Consider the following 18,880-nt stretch of genomic DNA (forward strand, 5'->3'; position numbering starts at 1 on the left):
CTTCTACGTTGCTTTTTAAATGGAAGCATTCTTCCCTGCTTCAATTTCTAATGACTCTTCATGCCACCAAAGTGTTTCTTCAGGATCTTCTTTAGCAATTTGGTGTGCTTCTTTTTTCGTTTCTACTGTAGGATATGAACCTTTTAGCGCACGCCCTGAAGTCGTAACGAATAGTACACTAAATACAACTAATCCAATAATACTTACACCTGCTAAATAAAATGCCGGTGCGAGCGGGTTACCAGTTGCATGAACTAAGTATGAACATACAAGCGGTGTTGTTCCACCGAATATCGATACAGAAATATTAAATGAGATCGAAAGTGCTCGATAACGTACATCAGTGAAAAAGAGTGATGGTAATAATGAAGGTAATGTTCCTTCATATACACTTAAGAAGAAACCTAATACGAAAATACCTGCAAATATAGCTGCAATATGTCCGTTACCTATTAGTAAAAATGCTGGAATTGCAAATACAGTTAAACCAAGTAAACCAATTTGCACAACGCGTTTATTACCAATTTTATCACTTAATTTACCGAAATATAGTGCTAGTGGAATCATAAGTGCCATCGTAATAGAAATAATTAATAAGCCTGTTGTTTCTTCGACTTTAAGTACTTGAGTTAGATAAGAAGGAATATACGAAAGAATCATATAATTCGTAATATTAAAGAAGGCGACAATTACTGTGCTTAATAAGAAATCTTTTTTGTGATACTTAATAATGTCCATAAATGAAAATTGTTCATTGTCTTCAGATTCCTCTTGTGCTTTTTCCATCTCTTCAAAGATTGGAGATTCATCTAGATGACGGCGTAAGTATAAACCGACCAAACCAATTGGTGCAGCTACTAAGAACGGAATACGCCATCCCCAGCTGAGCATTTGCTCATCTGTTAACAATAACGTCAAAATGGTAACAATTACCGATGCAGCAATGTAACCTGAGAGTGTTCCAATTTCAAGACCACTACCGAGTATACCACGCTTTTTATCTGGAGAAGATTCTGCGATATAAACCATTGCTCCTGAATATTCGCCGCCTGTAGAGAAGCCTTGAATCATTCGGGCAACTAAAAGTAGTATTGGTGCCCATACACCAATTTGTTCATAGGTTGGTAGTAATGCGATGAATAATGTAGAAAGTGCCATTAAAATAATAGTAGTACTTAACACGATTTTTCGGCCGTACTTATCTCCTATTCTACCAAAGAATACACCTCCGATTGGTCGAACGAGAAAGGCTGCTGCAAATGTACCGAATGTAAGTACAAGTTGCAATCCACTATTATCAACACCTGAGAAGAATAATTGACTTAAAATTACCGCTAAATACGCGTATAATCCGAAGTCAAACCACTCCATTGCGTTCCCTATACCAGTAGCAATTACTGCTTTCCTGGCTTGTTTAGGATTGACAATATTAACGTCTTGAGGTTCAAAATTTAAATCATTATTTTGTTGCATATAATAAAACAGCTCCTTTTTTAATTTAACTTCTTTAAGCACACCTTCTCTTATTGAATAAAATTAATTCGAAGCACTTAAGGGAAATCAACGTCTCCTTGTCTGTTATTATTATTTCACATAATTAATTATTTGTCCAATTAAATGCTCTTTTTGTATAAATTTACACCCTATTTAACTTTTTATAAAATGAAGTTTAGGCTATATAATATATACCTTTACACTATAAATGAACCTTTCATTTATTTATATTTATAACGTTTCTATAATTGCTTCCTCTAACTTAGAAATCAGTAACTTTTACTAAAGACTTGCATATATTTAAAAAGTGAACTCATTGGCTCGAATTCTGTTTTATTACATTCAACTATAATATTATTGTAGTTTTAAAGGAGGCTGTTTTATGTTGGAAATAATCCTTTTACTTGCTACTGTTTCTTTTCTCTTTATTATTTCTGGATTTTTCATTACCTTAAAACAATATAAAGAAATTAAAAATATAAAGACTATATTAACTACAAAAAAAGAAAATGAGAAAACTACATCCGAAAACTCAATCCCTATGCAATTAGACCTTAGCGTTCTCAATAATTTACTCGCTTCTGGAATAAATAAAGGTTCTAATTCAGGTAATGAAAATTCTAAATCTGATAAAACTAAATAGTCGTTACGTATATAATAAAATATACATCTCCTATTTTATCTAACCTTATTAATAACTACCTCTGATTAAAAAGGAGACTACTTATGTGTAAAAATCCGATTTCTATTATTATTCGTATACAGCATAACATAAGAGTTTTAACTGAAATTTTGAAAGCCTGTGAACAACTACAGCCTTTAGAAATCATCCTTACTATTAACGGATGTATCGATGATTCCATTGATATTGCACAATCTTACAATTGTAAAATTATCACGCTAGAAGAACCGACAGAATCAAATAATTGTTATGTAATTGGTGCCAAAAAAGCAAAGGGTAAGTACCTCTTATTTTTAGATGCAAATTACAATATCAACCCTTCCTTACTTAAACAATTTCTTCAACCATTACTAGATAAATCAGCTGACTTAGTATTAAACAATTTAGATGATTTTTTTTATCAAAAGCAAAAGCCAACTATAGAAATGATTTGGCAGCAAGTTACGAATCATTTTTTTCATCGTCCAGATTTACATGTTAACTCATTATTATTTCCTCCCTATGCAATAACAAAAGAAATTCTTGAAGCAATTACTCCAGAAAGTTTATTAAATCCGATATTAGCACAAATGAAAATTATTAAAAATAAATTTCGGATTAGCAATCATTTTAAAATTTCTATACCGCAAATTCCCTCCTTCCCCTCAAAACAACTCATTCGTTATCACCTAGAAGCAATTGAAAATTGGATAAATATATTACAAAATTCAAGAGGAAACTATACTGATAATAATCGAAGGCGAGATATTATTTTAGAACTTCAAAACGGCGAACAAAGAGCTATACCAAAAATAATTACAGGTAAAGAGTTTTATTCAAATACTTATGGAAATAAACAATTATCCATCATTATCCCTGTTCAAAATGAAGAAAAAACGATAGAATCTATCATTTTTGAGGTGCAGAAATTAAAACCTTTAGAAATCATCATTATTGTTAATGGATCAACAGATAAAACAGAGGAATTGGCGAAGAATTGCGGTGCAACAGTTATTACTTACAAAGAAGCACTCGGCATTGATACCGGACGTGCCGTTGGTGCATATTTTGCAAAAGGTGATATATTATTATTTATTGATGGTGATTTCTTAATTCCTAGTTCTGATTTATTACCATTTGTACAATCTGTTCAAAATGGAACCGATTTAGCTTTAAATAAATTAGAGGACTACTACATGTATCGTCTTCCTTATACTATCGTGACTGCATGTAAGTATGCTGTTAATTTAGCATGTAATCGAAAAGATTTAGGTATGGGATCCACAATTGCTGTCCCTCATGCTTTTAGTCGAAAATGCATTGATATAATTGGATTTGATTCACTTCTTTCACCAACCTTAAGTCAAGTTAAAACAATTTTAGCAGGCTTGCATATACAAAAAGCCCATTCTGTCGACGTTGACAAGATAAATCGAGTTCGACCCAAAAAACACTTCTCTGAGGAAGGCCACCTTTCATTAGCAACACAGCAAATCATTGGTGATCATATAGAGGCAATTTCTTACCTCCTCGAACAAAAAGGAGACACTGAATGCTCTTAATTGTATATCCTTACGAACAGATAATATATAAATTCAATTTAAATATATAGCAAAATAAAAAAGATGGTTTGTAACCATCTTTTTTATTTTTACATTAGTTCAAAAGAAAAGTAGAAAGTAGGCTTTTCATTTCTTGATTTTCTTAAGAAGTTTGAAAAGAGAGGCTTGTTAATGAAGATACAACACTTAAATCATCGTTTAGTGTAATTGAGAAACATGCAACTAATGGTAAAGTAATTACAATTGATCCACTAGGACTAATTACAATTGTAGGACTTGTCCCACATGCACCCCCACAATCCACTACAGCGTCAATTCCACTACCAGGGGTAATTGTAATTTTAAGACATACATCAAAACAAACATTATTCGTAGTACATGCCATAACTCTCCCTCCTTTCTCTTAACAATATATGCAGTTAGTTAAATTCGGACACGACTCTCTTACTAAATTTTATAAATTAGATGTTATTTTACTATTAGGTTCCAAGAAAATTAACGTTTTATTAAACAATCTAAATCAACTAAAAAACTCAAATCATCCTTTACTGAAATAGAAACACATGCAATAAACGGTATTACATTAAAATTAGATGAACATTCATCATTGCACCTTACGAATATTTCTGCCCCACCATTTGGATTGACTTTAGTTTCTAAACAAATATTAAAACAACTTTTATTGATGCAAGACAAGATATTTCCTCCTTTCTTATATCTAATATCAATTTATTCAGAAATAAAAATGTTGTTACAACTTTATTCACTCTTTACTTTCCATACATAAAATAAAAAAGATAAAAGCTCCTTCATATATATAAAGAAGCCTTTACCTTTTGGTTACTTGTTCATTTATTATCAGTCAGTGAAACATGCTCTTCACTTGTACCTAAGCTAAAAATAATAAAAATTTTTGATTTCAGTTTCATTGCAATACTAAATATCGTTAAGTTGCATAAATGAAATGTTGAGGTTACTCATTCAATAGACAAATTTCCCTTTTAAAATAAATCTTTAAAACCCTTATTCTTCAATAAATACGAAAATCCTTCTAAATGATCCCCAGTAATTCTTAATACAGCTGGTGGATGTCCTATCGTGGCAAAATGCTCTTGTGGCCGAATACGATTAGGTTTCATTACATCTACAAAATGGACACATTCAACTTTATATCCTTCTAATATTGCCTTTACTTGCGCAACACACGCTGTGTGAAGTGTATCCCAGCCGATTCCCTCTAAACATTTTCTACTAATAGCATGGGGAACAGCAATTGTGGATCCCACTCCTAAATCTTTACGATTACAAGCAATATTCAACACATATTTATATAAATTTACAATATATAGAGGAAATCTAAGATTTAAATTTAAATCGTTTAAAGCCATATCAATCCCATTGGCAACAGCCTTTGTTAATGGGTGAAGATCTTTTGCTGGAATAGCAAAATCAGCATCAATAAAGAGAAGTATATCCCCTGTGGCTTCTTGTGCACCAATTGCCCGTCCTACATCGTGACCCAATGCTTCTTGATAAACAATTACTGTAGCTCCTAGTTGCTTAGCAATTGCTTCTGTTTGATCTGTTGATCCATTAATTACAACAATTATTTCTTTCGGTTCAATTTTTCTTGCCTCAAGAATAACTTCTTTAATCGTTGTTTCTTCATTTTGTGCTGGTATAATAATCGATAACTGTTTTCCATTATAAATAGAGGAATTCATTCCCCATCCTTTATGAAAAAGTGAATAATTCTTCTGTTTTTTTAGTTGCTCTATAATTTCTCTTTTTCTTCCTCCATCTGTATAGTTACCTCTACCATCTTTTCGTTGTAACCAACTCTCCAAAGCTTTTACGTTTTCTTTAATCTCACATACTTCTAATTTAGTTAATTCATTTTTATAGAAAGAGGTTTTGTTTGTGGGTATATTATTCAAGGAGGTGTTAGTGATAGCTGACGAGGATTGTAGTCGCCACCCTTTCTCAATAAAAGTTATTTGAGATAGAACGGGATTTTGCAAAGTGTCATATCCAATGTCCTCAATTGCTTTTTTTCTAATGGCATATGGCATAGATAACACCGAATCATATTTTAAATCCATGCGCCCCAATACATCGTTTACTATTTTTCTATACACCATAGCAATACTTGGCCATTCTACTCTCATCTTTTCAAAACATACGGAGTCTATGTTATTTAAGATTACATCCTGTTCCTTTTTTAGTAGCGGTTCTATAAATCGTTCTAATTCTACCGAAAAAATAACATCTTCTCCATTTAAAAATAAGACCACATCACCATTGGCGACTTTTGCCCCATGAACTGGTGCTTTCCATTTACTTTTCTCCTCAATCACAACAACGTTACTTTCAACAAATGTTGATATAGATTGTATCGCACTCATTCTATCATCAGATACAATAATAATTTCTAGTGGTTTTATATGCTGCACTTTATTTAAAATTTGATTCAATTTTGATTTATCTTCTCCTAAAACTATAACGACTGATAGGTCCACTTCTTTTTGTTCTTCTTTTACAGTCTGATTAGGTTTTACTTTTTTTATATATTCAATTGTTTCACTCTTACCTACAGCTGCATGCCCTGCTTTTTTATCAAAATATAAGTCAATTATAATTTGATTTACTTCCGTGTCTTTATCAAGTTGCTCTAATTCAGAAATAAATGGTAGCAAATGATTTTGCACATCAAATTCACACGCGAAATTTTGCAAAAAATAAATGTTCGGCACATATTTAATGTGATTAAAAAATTTCACAACATTAATTCTTTCACCAAATTTCTCCTCAACTTCTTCTCTTGATAAACCTGGATAAGATAAATCGAAAACTAAATTTACCGGTACAGGTATCCACTTTATTAAATTTGTTTGAGGATTATTAATGAAAGCTGTGGAACCTTTAACGAATCCAGCTAAAATTAAAGACATAAATCCTCCTCCAGAACTTCCATAAAACAAGACATTTTTTGAATCAACTTTTAACTTTATAAATAATATTTCTAGAATATTAGCTATATCTTGTAAATAAAATCTATTTAACTCTCCCTGTCCCCAACCTAAAGATAATTTTCCAAGATATAAAGTAGGATCATTATAATATATAACAGTATCTTCAAATTCATTCATCCAAGAATGTCGATGAAAAATAGGTGGACCAATTGGTTGTTCTTGAAACCCACCTGCTCCGGATCCAAAAACAATTGTGTTAGAAGCATTGGGCTTAATACGAATTAAAAATTCATACGTTACTTTATCCCAATTAACCTTGAGTATAAATGGCTCCGTAGTTTGAAAATCCATTTGCCATAATTGTTCATATGAAATGTTAATTATTTTATACTGGTCTAACAGTTTAATCACCCTTTCCATCCATTTCGAGTTGTTCTATCAAGTAAGAGAGAGCTTCAACATGATCACCAATTATTCTTAATACTGCTGGAGGATGTCCATTTTGACTTACATTTTCCTTTAAACGAATTCTATTCGGTTTTACAACATCAACATAATGAACACATTCTACCCTATATCCTTGTAATATAGCTTTTACTTGTGCAAGACTAGGGCATAGTAAAGTTTCCCACCCTATTGCATCTAAACATGATCTACTCATTGCATGTGGAATAGCTACTAATGATCCATTACTTAATTCTGGGCGATCATATGCTAAATTAAGCATATATTTTACAATATCAACAATATAAAAAGGCGGATTGAGCATTGGGTTCAAATCATTTAACGCTATGTCTATGCCATCTGAAACTGCTTTTGTAAAGTGATGTAAATCACTTCCTGAAACACTAAAATCACCATCAATAAATAAAAGAATATCTCCTGTAGCTTCAAGCGCTCCAATAGCACGTCCAACATTATGACCGAGTCGTTCGTTATATTTAATAATAGTAGCACCAAGTCTTTTAGCGATATTGGCCGTTTGATCTATCGAACCATTTACAACGACAATTATTTCTAGTGGTTCTATTTTTCTCGCCTCAAGTATTACTTGTTCTATAGTTTCCTCTTCATTTTGCACCGGTATAATGACAGAAAGTTGCTTCCCATCATAAATTGAAGAATGCATTCCCCACCCTTGATGATAGGAAGGGTATCGCTTACATTCACCTAGTTTTTGAACAATATCTCTTCTTTTTCCTGCATCAGTAAACCCTACTCTTTTTCCCTTTTTCTCTATCCATTTAGAAATACCGATTAAATATTTTCCCAATTTCTCCTTTTCATTTTCTGACAATTCTTTTTTAACTAAATACCCTTCCTCTTCTAACGTTTCATCTCTAGATAACGTTTTTATTGCATATTGATCGTTAATCCGCCATCCTTGATCCACTATGTTCATATGAGCTAGAACGATATTTTTCATATAATCAAAGCCGATATTTACTACTACTTCCTTCGCAAGTGCATATGGTAATGAAAGTATTGAATTGCTTTTTAAATCTGGTCGACTTAAAATTTCATTTAACATTTTTCTCCATACAATATCCATATTTGGACATTTACCAACTTCTACAAATTTATCTATTTTGTTTAATACTACATCAGCCTGATTTGTAACAACTGGTTCAATAAATTTCTTCATCTCATTTGTAGATATTGAAAAATTACTATCTACAAATAACAAAACATCTCCTTTTGCTGCCTTTACAGAAGCTTCATACCCCTCATAATACGTACTATATTTATCCATCAAAACAATATGGCATTTATTTTTCTTTGCTATTTCATACAAATTTCTTCTATCGTTAGGAACTAAAATTATAATTTCAAGAGGATTTAGCTTCCATATAGATTGAATTGACTCTTCTAATATTTGCTCTCTTTCACTATACAAAATAATAACCGTTAACGATTTCATTACACGCCCCCTTTACACATCATGTGACATAAAGTGAAACTTTAATCAGTGGGGGTTTTCTTCATCCCCCACTGATTATTAGCCCTCACCAATCGGACTTTAATGGGCAGCCCGACCCCCACCTAAATTCTTTGCTTTCACTAAATTTTGAGGTGGGGTCTTACCGCCCATTAAAGCGGGATAAAATATTAAGTATTACCATTTCCTATGAATTTGCTACTTTATTAACATATTCAAAAGTGAATTATACTGTGTAAAAACAATCGTCTATTTTTGAAAATATAAGTTCTACACTCGTTCCCTTCCTCTTATCATTATTTGTTACAACTCTCACCATTTAAAAACAAAAAAAAGCCCTAATTTCTTTAGGACTGTTTTAAACTAATTTATTTACATTATTAATTTTATATACTATCTTTTTCCATGTTATACCTCTATCCGTTGTAGTAAATATTTCTTTTTTATTACACGCCCAACCTTTACGCCGATTAAAAAAATGTAAACAAAATACATTTTTCAACAATGGATTACTTGATACCTTTATCCATTTTGCTCCTTTTTTTATTATTTGATATACACTTCCATGTTCACTATTTATAACCCAGCCATAATAGGAACTAAAAAAAGAAACAGCCGCTTTACTAGTATTTATTGTTTTATTTGAAATATGCCACGAATTCCCCTTATCAAATGAGTAATTCATTAAAAATACATCATTATTCATTTTAGTTGGTATTACTAACAAGTTATTTTTATAGATTGCTTTATAAGCCATAGAAGTCTCATTATTACTTCCTTCAAGACTTGAAATATCTTTTATAGGCTGCCAATTTACCCCGCCATCTATTGTTTTAAATACCGCTGATGTTTCATATTGTTTGTGCAATGAAATAAATCCAACTAACTCGTTTATAAATGTTATTCCTGAAATACTATCACTAATACTTATATTTTTAATTACTTTCCATACTCTCCCTTTCGTTTTCATGTAGTATAAATTATGTTCAAATTTATTTGATGCAAGCTTTCTAGACAATACAATCCATATACTATCCATATTGGTGGCATGCAATTGTACTTGAACATCAGTCGATTTCTCCCACTCTTCTTCAATTGGTAATATAAACTCACTCCATCTTTCCCCTCTATTAACTGTATAAAATATAGCGGGCAATAAATCATCATTCGTTTTTGTTAAACCATATGCCCAAGAGCTTCGAGCATTTATTGGATATCCAAATAATATAATTGAATTTAGAGGATTAACAACTTCCCATTCTACTCCTCCGTTTCGAGTATATAAGATAGCTTGCTTTTTATTTGTATATTGAATACCAGCCCACCCAAATCTATCAGTTCGCATTTGTAAAGAAGTAAATTGAATATCATTATTTTCCAATATATCACCTCATTCTTATCATATATATATTCGTATGCTATTATTTTCAAAACGTTCTATCATTAGTTGTTAGTACCACTCGTTTTATCTACTATCTTTACACATTTACTTTCTCTTTTCCTCACCAACCAAATATCAATAAATAATGTATCAAATCTAATAAAGTTCCTTTTATTTTTTCATTCTCATTTCATAACGACTGTATTTCACAAAATTCTACTATAAAAAATGCACCCCAATTGTAAAACTATTTCTAACAATTAGAGTGCACTTTATATAAAATATAGCTTTAATTTTTAAGCACTTACTACAGCAGCAACTTTATCTAAACAAATAATAAACTGATTAATAAATGCGTCAATTTCCTCTTTCGTAATAATATACGGCGGAAGTAATCGAATAATATTCCCTTGTGTTACATCGACTAACATTCCTTTATTCATTAGCTCAATCTGTAATTTCTTCACATTTTCATACGTATCATTCAGACTAATTCCAAACATCATGCCAGCATGACGTACTTCCTGAATATAATAAGAATTTTCTTTCTGAATTTCTTGTAATTTATCATTTAAATATAGTGACGTTTCATACGCTTCGTGCATTAAACCATCTTCAATCAATGTGTTTAATACCGTTAACCCTAAAGCCGTTCCCATTGATGAATGAGCAAATGTTGTTCCATGATCTCCAGGTGCAAATACATCACATAGCTTTTCACCTACAATAATTCCTCCTAGCGGTATCCCGCCTCCTGCACCTTTACCAATTTGAATAATGTCCGGTGTAATATTAAAATTTTGATAAGCAAATAGTTTTCCCGTTCTACCCATACCACTTTGAACTTCATCAACGACAAGAAGTACATTATATTTTTCACATAAATATTGAATACCATGTAAATATTCACTTGATAAAGGATAAATCCCCCCACTTCCTAAAACAGGCTCTAGCATAATCGCAATTGGGTTCTCTTTAATAATGGTCTCTTCTAATTGGTCTATATTTTCGCGCTCTACTTCATATACAGGAATAGATGTTTTAGGGAAATTTTGATATACCTTTTCTTGTCTCGTAAAATGTAGTGCCCCTAACGTCCTCCCGTGAAAACTATCTTTTAACACAACTACTCCATCACGTTCTTCATTCGCAATAGTTCTATATTTATCAATTAATTTTAATGTCGTTTCTGTCGCTTCCGTACCAGAGTTTGTAAAAAAGACTTTTCCGCTTTTTAAAGTACACGCTACTAATTTCTTTGCATACTCAATTGCAACTGGGTTTAAGAAATGAAACGGTAAATGCAACGATTTCGCAACTTGCTCCATTGTCGTTTGTACAATTTTAGGATGATTGTATCCTAATACATTTACTCCTACGCCAGAAAATAAATCTAAATACTCTTTACCATCTACATCATATAGATTACATCCTTCTCCTCTTTCCATTGCAACCTCTGTACGACAATATGTAGACACCATATATTCTTTATCTAATTGAAACCAATCCGACATGTTAAATTCCTCCTAGTTATTTTTCCTTTTTTAACGTTCATTCTCTATATAATCGTTTATAAATTAAGTTTTAAGATTGAAATTTTAATAGTGGTTTTCTTCCACATTTTTATTAAAACGTGTGCTTTCTCTTCCCGATATTCATTTTTCCATAATTTCTTCTATTTCAACAGGTCCACTACATATGTGTTTTTTTCATCTAGCGGTATGTTACTGCTTTGAACTTTGCATGTCATACATAATTGGGACTATAAAATCATATTTAGTAACAATCGACGAAAAAATTTGGAGGCTATATCGATGAATGAAAAACATGATAAATATAAAAAAGATTTATTAGATGAAGACTTTAATAAACATCGAGAACTTACTGAACCAGCTAAATTCCACTCTCAAACAGTTGGTTTACGTGGCCCCGTACTAGAACAAGATAGTGTACTGCATGAGTCATTACAACAATTTATTCATGAAAAAATTTTAGAAAGGCCTGTTCATGTAAAAGGATTTGGTGCGTTCGGTTATTTTCAAACGATATATTCGATGTCTGAACATACTAAATTAAGTTTTTTACAAAATTCTAATGAGAAAGTTCCTGTTATGGTTCGATTTTCGTTAGCTGTTAGTACGAAAGGAACACCGGATACTGCTAGAAATGTACGCGGTTTTTCTACAAAATTTTATTCAAAAGAAGGAATTTTTGACCTTTTATGTAATCACATTCCTGTTTTTTCTGTTCGTGATCCAATGCGTTTCCCTGAAACGATTCAAGCATTATTGCCTTCACCTAAAAATAACTTAATAGACCCGAATAGATTTTGGAGTTTTGTCGCTAAAGCACCTGAATCGATTCATTTTGTTGTCCGTTTATACTCTAATAATGGTACGACCAAAAGTCTTCGCCACATTCCAGGACATAGTGTTAATACATATGTATGGAGAAATGCGGAAGGTAATCGAAAGTATGTAAAGTATCATTGGTACCCATTTGAAGGTGTACAATACATTACTAGTAAAGAAGCAATTAAATTAGCTGCTGAAAATCCTGATTATAGCGGGAAAGATTTATATGATGCTATTAAAAATGGTAAACCAGTGGAGTATGGTTTATACGTCCAGCTCATGGATCCGAAAGATGAAGCGCACCTATCTTATGATCCTTTAGATGACACAAAAGTATGGGATGAACAGACGTATCCTCTCATACCAGTCGGGAAAATGGTATTAAATAAAAATCCTGAAAATTTTATGGAACAAGTAGAAAAGGTCGCATTCTCTCCTTCTAATTTACTGGATGGTGCAGAACTATCAGATGATAAAATGCTGCAAGGGCGCGCTAACATTTACAGTGATTCACAAAGAAGAAGAATTGGTCCAGAATTTCGCAAATTAACGATTAACCAGCAGCAAGATTGGACACCTGCTAATCAAATTACAACCGGTGAAGGAAGGTACGTTGAAGGTAAACTTGAAAGAACTTCTATAACGAAACAGGATGACTTTACGCAGGCTGGTGAATTTTATACGAAGTTACAGCCGATAGAAAAAGAGCATCTCGCTGAAAACTTAGCTAGTGATTTAAAAGTTATATCCGATGATATCAGAAAGGTCGTTTTAGGGTATTTTCATAAAGTGTCTGCTGATTTAGCTGCAAAGATTGAGAGTGCGTTGCAAAAGATTTAAGCATATAAAAAACGTCATTTTAATGTTTAAAATAACGTTTTTTATAGAAAAATTACTAATAAAATTTATTGTCTCGTTTATAAATTATTAAAGATAGATTCTCCTGTAAGATTTTCGTTATTTCATTTTATATTATGATACTCATTTTTCTTTTTCATATAATCTTTTTCACATTGCAACGGCTTGAATTTCACTTTTTTCCCTTTCTTCTTTTTCGTTTTTATAACGAGCCATTCCCCTTTTTCAACGTCTAGTTTTAGGCGTTTCATTACATTGATATTATCTTTTTCTTTATAAAGTAAAAATGCTTCTTGCGCCCTCACAAATAGGCTGGGCTGTTCGCTAAATCCACCACTATCATAAATTTTAGTTAGCGAAGTATAATAAGAATCATTTTCCTTTCCACCATACATCAAATGAGCAGCCTCCAGATCTCTTTTACTTACTTCCCAAAAACTATGTTCATCAATATTTAAATTAAATGTGGATTTAATGTCCTGTATTATATTCTTCACATACTTTTCATCTCTAACTTTTCTTTCTTCGAGACAATCCGAAGATAACTCTGGTGCATCTGATTGGGAATGTACAACGTGTTGTATCGATACACACAGAATAAATACGCTTAAAATGTAAAATATTTTTTTCATATTTACATATCACCTCAAATGATTTAGATACTATATCATTTGAGGCTTACAATATTCTTATGCTAATAATAGGAAAGATCCTATAAAATAAAATTTTTATAGGATCTTTCCTTTTAATATTGCTTTATCAAATTCACGGGCGAGGCAACTACCTTACTACTTTTCACATCATATAATCCTATAGGTGTTACTCGTACAAAAGGCAAGTGCGTCGCAGAAAAGAATAAAATTGTAAATGCTGGATCATCATACGCGTAGCCACGCTCTTGTAGTAATTTCACCATCTGTTTCTCTTCCTGTATTAATTCTCTCATTTTTAAATTAGACATAATCCCGAGCAATGGTAATGCTATTTCGTGTAACACTTCATTGTTTTCTGCTATGACCATTCCACCACCGAGCTCTTTTACTCTACGAAAAGCTGTAAGCATATCTTCTTTTCTTTTTCCTATAAGAATGATGTCACCTGTACCAGAATAAGAGCTAGCAAGCCCACCTAGTTCTTTTGCAAAACCTTTCACAGCTGTATTCACTTGCCAACCGCCATCACGAGCAATCATCATAAGGAAACATTCATCATGATCTGTGGACAATTCATCACAGTCTATATTGATTTCACTAGTGTATGGTTTTGTAATAACGTTATTTAATAAGTGTATCCCCGTTTTATTAGAGAAAATCATATCCTCTTTTTCTATTGACCAATCTAGTGATAATGGAGTTACTTTATGTTTACTCCAGTCTATATGTAATGCCTCATGTGTATTTACACCGTCACGCTTCACCCATTTCCCCTTTGCAATTACACTTATTGGAACCGGGTTTTCTTTACTTTCCAAAATATTAATATTAGCAATTCTACCTGTCGCAATTGAACCATGTAGATGTTCCATATTGTAATAACGAGCGATATTATAGCTTGCCATATGATAAGCATCTATTATTGGCACTCCTTGTTTTATCGCGGTAGCTATCATTACATTTGTCATTCCATTTTCATAGAACGAAGGATGTGAACCGTCTGTCGTAAGAATAAATCTATCAAACTGCTTTACTCCTAGTTCCAGCAATTCTTTCAGTAACACTTCTAAATCTGGACGGATTGAAGAATTTCTTAGGGAAACCGTGTAACCTTGCATAAGACGAGCAAAAGCTTCCTGTCCTGTCATCGCCTCATGATCACAATCTGTACCTAACAGTTTTAACTTTGCTAAAGTCGTTTCAGATGCTCCTGGAAAATGTCCTTCTACTTTTTTATGTAATCGTTTCGTTTCCTGCACCCAATGTAACATTTCATCATCGCCATGTAATAACTTTGGCCACGCTGTTAGCTCACCGCCTTGAAGAACTGCTTTATGCTTTAGCCACTCTATTATTTCTTCACGATTAAATAAAGATTCCCCGTTTTGCAATTCAGTCTGTCCATCAAAACGACACCACCAATACATACTTGCTGGAATCTTTTCAAATTCATCTAATAAACAAAATGCTTCTTCACGTTGTAATGTGAAAAATAAAGTTAAATTATCATTAATAAAAGTAGTCGTCCCAAATTGCATCGCATAATTCGCTAACGTTTCTGGATTATATAATTGATACGGATGTGCATGCGGTTCTATGTAACCGGGTACGACATACTTTCCTTCACAATCAATGACTTCGCATCCTTGTAGTTGCACTGGTAGTTTTTCTCCTACATAAATAATGCGATCATCATAGATCCAAATATGTGCTTGCATCCACTCGCGTATATAGGAATTTAAATAAGTTGCATTTTTCAATAAAATGTGTGGACTTCTTGTGCCGTCTATTACTTCAACATGTTCTCTTAATTGCTTGTTACTCCATCTAAACTGATTTTCTCCCAATGAATTTCACTCCACATCTAGTTACTATTATTTATTAAAATAAAAATAATTAACAAACTAAAGTATTATCCATTCATAACTCCCCTGTATAACCCCTATCCCCTTCATTATATGGAATGATTGTAAAAATAACAATTTTCAGAATCAAAAACACACCTCTTTGCTCAACAATAAAAAAGGATGTCGTGTAACTGACATCCTTTTTATTGTTGAATTACACTTGATGTCATACTAGGAATGCTAATACTGTCCTTTACAACAGAATGCTATTCGCTTTCTTTTCATCTATTTCTTAAATTCAATTTGCATCATTTTATTAAACTGCGGAACAATATCGATCCCACCTATAGAGTTAACACTGATAGCCAATGTATGTTTGCCTCCAATTACTCCCCCAGCAAAAGTTGTAAATCCAGGAATTCCTCCTCCATGCCCCCAAACTGAAACACCGTTTGGAAGTTTAGTCTCATAGATTCCAAGACCGTATGCGTCACCAACCCCTTTTCCTTCTATAGGAACTGTAGTAAGCATTTCTTTTAGCTCGCGTTCCTTCAGTAACTTACCACCGAGTAAAGATGAAAAGAACTTATTTAAATCATCCGCATTAGAAATCATATCTCCAGCTGCATTAGCTAAACTCGGATTATAATAAGTAATATCTTTCAACTCGCCTGTTCCTTCCATTTTCACATATCCACGAGCATGATTCTTTCCTGGGATGACGGGTGAATTTCCTGGTAAAAACGTATTTGATAGGTCCAAAGGTTCAATAATTCGCTTTTCGATTTCTTCCGCATAACTATTTCCAGTTATTTTTTCAATAAGCATTCCTAGTATTACGTATCCTGTGTTTGAATACAACCAGTCTTTACCCGGTGAGAAATCTGGAGGCAGCGAAAGGCCTATTTTCACTATTTCTTCTGCTGTATACGTTTTTTTCGAATTCATTATGTCCGCGTCTTTTGACTTTAAGTATTCAGCGATACCACTCGTATGATTCAAAAGTTGTCGTATCGTAATTTGATTACCATCATACCCATTTCCTTGCACAAGACCCGGTAGCCACTTTTCAATTGGATCGTCAAGTTGTAAGCGATTTTCTCCTACTAATTGAAGAATAGTCGTGGCAGTAAACGACTTCGTCACACTACCAATCCGAAAGCGATAATCCGAATTCACCGGTTTCTTTGTACTTAAGTCCGCCACGCCAGCAGTAAAACTACTAGTTTTTCCGTTATTAGACGCCTTAGCTAATATTCCTACAGCACCAAGCTGTACTGTTTCCTGCATTACTTGTTTCCAGCCATTACGATTCTTTTGATCATGTACTTGTGACGAACTAGAAATATTTTGAGTTGACTCTGCAGTCACAGTAAAACCAGGTGTGAATAGAGCAGTACCCGCTAATAAAACTGCAAAACTTGCTAACTTAATTGAATTACATTTTTTCATAAGGCTTTCTCTCCTCCATTAATATCGGATTGATTCAAGCTATACTTTCATCCTATATGATAAATCTCTCTTTTTTCTTATCCATTCCTTACGAAATACTTACTTTCAAAATTTGGCGACCAGATGAGAAAAAATTATGTATGGAAATAAAAAAAGAACGTGTTTTCATTTATAAACACGTTCTTTTAAGCACTCTATTAACTTTTACCATCCTGCACTAGCGTTCATACCATTTCCTATAATAGTAAGAAGTAGTGGCCACAGTACTGGTACTAACGTAAGAAATAGATTAAACAGTATAAGTATTCTATATCTTCCAGGAATATTATAATTTTTACGATTAACAAATAATACAAAAACTAACAATATTATGGTCGTTACAAACAAAAGTAACACTAACAACCAATACCAAACCATTAAACTGAGACTCCATGGCTGTAATAGCTCGTGTACAATACCAAAGGTGATTCCCAATACTGCAAAACTAAAGGTAGTAATTGTTGCTTTGATAAACAATTTACTCGTTTTTTTATCGTATGTATACTTACAATATAAATCTATTATCGTGTATAAAGATAAAAATGCCATTAATACACCTATCCAAGACAATAACCAGTCTCCGCCTCCTCTAACTACCATAAACAGAAACCAACACATCCCTGCTGCAGAAAAAATAAAGGAAAGGAGTATGTTTTTCAATACCGGTTTCATTCTGTTTTCACACCCTTACAAAAATTTAAAAATAAATAATAATTTCTTATTTACATGCTACTATTAATTGTTTTATCTCTTTTTCATTCTATATTGATGTAGTGAAGATAACTCCACAAAAAATGTAACGAGCAATACTCTATTAAGACAACCCATTTCCATTAGTATTGATATAAAAAAGTAAGTATACATTACCATATATTTAAATATAAGTAAATAAAATTAATTATATGGTAATTTTATTTACTTATATTAATGTCACCCTTTACCGTCTCGCTCTATCCATCGTACAGTCTTCTCTACATCTAAATCCGTATACGTCTTTTCACCATAACGAACAGACTCATATATCGAAATAATATCTCTCGTTCTACAAATTCTCGTTAACCATTGTTGCATCGTTTCATAAGACCTTCTTTGTTCGTGAAATGGTAATGTTCTTTCCCATTCAACTAACGTTTTCCTTATCGTATCTTTAGGTAACGGCTGTTCAAACTGATGCTTCACTTTCTTGTTCTTTTCGGTTCTATCCGTATTTTCCTTTGTTATCGATTGTTTATCCTGTTCTATTTCTGATTTTGTTACCTTTTTCCTCATTAATTTATAAAAAGCATATAGAATAACTAATGCAATAATTACATAAAAAACGACACTAATCCATGCATTTGAAAGAACAGAAAACACATCAGTCCATGAATTTTTTCGTACAAAAAGTGGAATTTCCCTATATATTTTTGTTCTTGTATCTACAACTCCTATTTCTTCATCTATAATTCTTTCAGGTTCATCAAACTGTGCGTCTACACTAGTAAAATCATAATTTCTTTCCGATATTGTCTCCGTCTTACTAGAAAAAAGCCCATTTACTATGTCTTGTACATGCACAACACCTTGTGATAACGTTATCGCACTAACCGTAAAGAAAAGTAGTATTAATACTCTAACACTCCACAACTTTACTTTCACATGTCTCTCTTTATTAGCCATGACATAAAC

The 18,880-nt window shown here is 32.6% G+C and carries 15 protein-coding genes; 3 read left to right on the forward strand and 12 right to left on the reverse strand.

Annotation, left to right across the window (positions count from 1 at the left end; genetic code table 11):
* Positions 1-15: 15 nt before the first annotated feature.
* The gene (locus MR143_RS08865) at positions 16-1,473 is read right to left on the reverse strand and encodes an MFS transporter (protein ID WP_001186931.1); all 1,458 of its coding nucleotides are present in this window, start codon (positions 1,471-1,473) and stop codon (positions 16-18) included.
* Positions 1,474-1,876: 403 nt separating this feature from the next.
* Between MR143_RS08865 and MR143_RS08870 the strand changes: the two genes are divergently transcribed.
* Both MR143_RS08870 and MR143_RS08875 read left to right on the forward strand, forming a co-directional pair.
* On the forward strand, positions 1,877-2,137 hold the full coding sequence (locus MR143_RS08870; RefSeq protein ID WP_000889740.1) for a hypothetical protein: 261 nt from the start codon (positions 1,877-1,879) through the stop codon (positions 2,135-2,137).
* A gap of 83 nt (positions 2,138-2,220) precedes the next feature.
* Positions 2,221-3,717: a glycosyltransferase gene (locus tag MR143_RS08875; protein ID WP_199717586.1), complete on the forward strand. Its 1,497-nt coding sequence runs from the start codon at positions 2,221-2,223 to the stop codon at positions 3,715-3,717.
* A gap of 142 nt (positions 3,718-3,859) precedes the next feature.
* On the opposite strand, the gene MR143_RS08880 is transcribed toward MR143_RS08875, so the two are convergent.
* The 6 genes from MR143_RS08880 to MR143_RS08905 all read right to left on the reverse strand — a co-directional run bounded on the left by MR143_RS08880 (position 3,860) and on the right by MR143_RS08905 (position 11,523).
* Positions 3,860-4,102 (reverse strand): hypothetical protein, encoded by a 243-nt coding sequence (locus tag MR143_RS08880; protein WP_000752466.1) that lies wholly within the window; start codon positions 4,100-4,102, stop codon positions 3,860-3,862.
* A gap of 110 nt (positions 4,103-4,212) precedes the next feature.
* Positions 4,213-4,413, reverse strand: coding sequence for a hypothetical protein (locus MR143_RS08885; protein ID WP_001277650.1), 201 nt, complete (start codon positions 4,411-4,413; stop codon positions 4,213-4,215).
* A gap of 305 nt (positions 4,414-4,718) precedes the next feature.
* A complete protein-coding gene (locus tag MR143_RS08890) occupies positions 4,719-7,040 on the reverse strand; it encodes a glycosyltransferase (protein WP_116777461.1) in 2,322 nt (773 codons plus the stop codon).
* 52 nt (positions 7,041-7,092) lie between these two features.
* Positions 7,093-8,610 carry a glycosyltransferase family 2 protein gene (locus MR143_RS08895; RefSeq protein WP_000839306.1) on the reverse strand — a complete coding sequence of 506 codons (1,518 nt, stop codon included), beginning with the start codon at positions 8,608-8,610 and terminating at the stop codon, positions 7,093-7,095.
* A gap of 376 nt (positions 8,611-8,986) precedes the next feature.
* The gene (locus MR143_RS08900; protein WP_000429637.1) at positions 8,987-10,009 is read right to left on the reverse strand and encodes a hypothetical protein; all 1,023 of its coding nucleotides are present in this window, start codon (positions 10,007-10,009) and stop codon (positions 8,987-8,989) included.
* A 296-nt stretch (positions 10,010-10,305) separates the two neighbouring features.
* Positions 10,306-11,523: an aspartate aminotransferase family protein gene (locus tag MR143_RS08905; RefSeq protein ID WP_001286510.1), complete on the reverse strand. Its 1,218-nt coding sequence runs from the start codon at positions 11,521-11,523 to the stop codon at positions 10,306-10,308.
* Between the two features lie 300 nt (positions 11,524-11,823).
* Here MR143_RS08905 and MR143_RS08910 point away from each other — a divergent pair, with 300 nt between their 5' ends.
* Complete coding sequence (locus MR143_RS08910) at positions 11,824-13,203, forward strand: catalase (protein WP_001003074.1); 1,380 nt, start codon at positions 11,824-11,826, stop codon at positions 13,201-13,203.
* 122 nt (positions 13,204-13,325) lie between these two features.
* Here the strand turns inward: MR143_RS08910 and MR143_RS08915 are convergent, their stop codons facing one another.
* The 5 genes from MR143_RS08915 to MR143_RS08935 all read right to left on the reverse strand — a co-directional run bounded on the left by MR143_RS08915 (position 13,326) and on the right by MR143_RS08935 (position 18,871).
* Positions 13,326-13,853 carry a hypothetical protein gene (locus tag MR143_RS08915; protein WP_000719377.1) on the reverse strand — a complete coding sequence of 176 codons (528 nt, stop codon included), beginning with the start codon at positions 13,851-13,853 and terminating at the stop codon, positions 13,326-13,328.
* A 113-nt stretch (positions 13,854-13,966) separates the two neighbouring features.
* Positions 13,967-15,721, reverse strand: coding sequence for an adenine deaminase C-terminal domain-containing protein (locus MR143_RS08920; RefSeq protein ID WP_199717588.1), 1,755 nt, complete (start codon positions 15,719-15,721; stop codon positions 13,967-13,969).
* A 285-nt stretch (positions 15,722-16,006) separates the two neighbouring features.
* Positions 16,007-17,173 carry a serine hydrolase domain-containing protein gene (locus tag MR143_RS08925; RefSeq protein WP_199717589.1) on the reverse strand — a complete coding sequence of 389 codons (1,167 nt, stop codon included), beginning with the start codon at positions 17,171-17,173 and terminating at the stop codon, positions 16,007-16,009.
* 204 nt (positions 17,174-17,377) lie between these two features.
* The gene (locus tag MR143_RS08930; RefSeq protein WP_000805745.1) at positions 17,378-17,884 is read right to left on the reverse strand and encodes a DUF3902 family protein; all 507 of its coding nucleotides are present in this window, start codon (positions 17,882-17,884) and stop codon (positions 17,378-17,380) included.
* A gap of 258 nt (positions 17,885-18,142) precedes the next feature.
* Complete coding sequence (locus MR143_RS08935; RefSeq protein WP_001284448.1) at positions 18,143-18,871, reverse strand: hypothetical protein; 729 nt, start codon at positions 18,869-18,871, stop codon at positions 18,143-18,145.
* Positions 18,872-18,880 lie beyond the last annotated feature (9 nt).

Source organism: Bacillus cereus group sp. BfR-BA-01347 (assembly GCF_022663835.1).
Lineage (GTDB): Bacteria > Bacillota > Bacilli > Bacillales > Bacillaceae_G > Bacillus_A > Bacillus_A thuringiensis_K.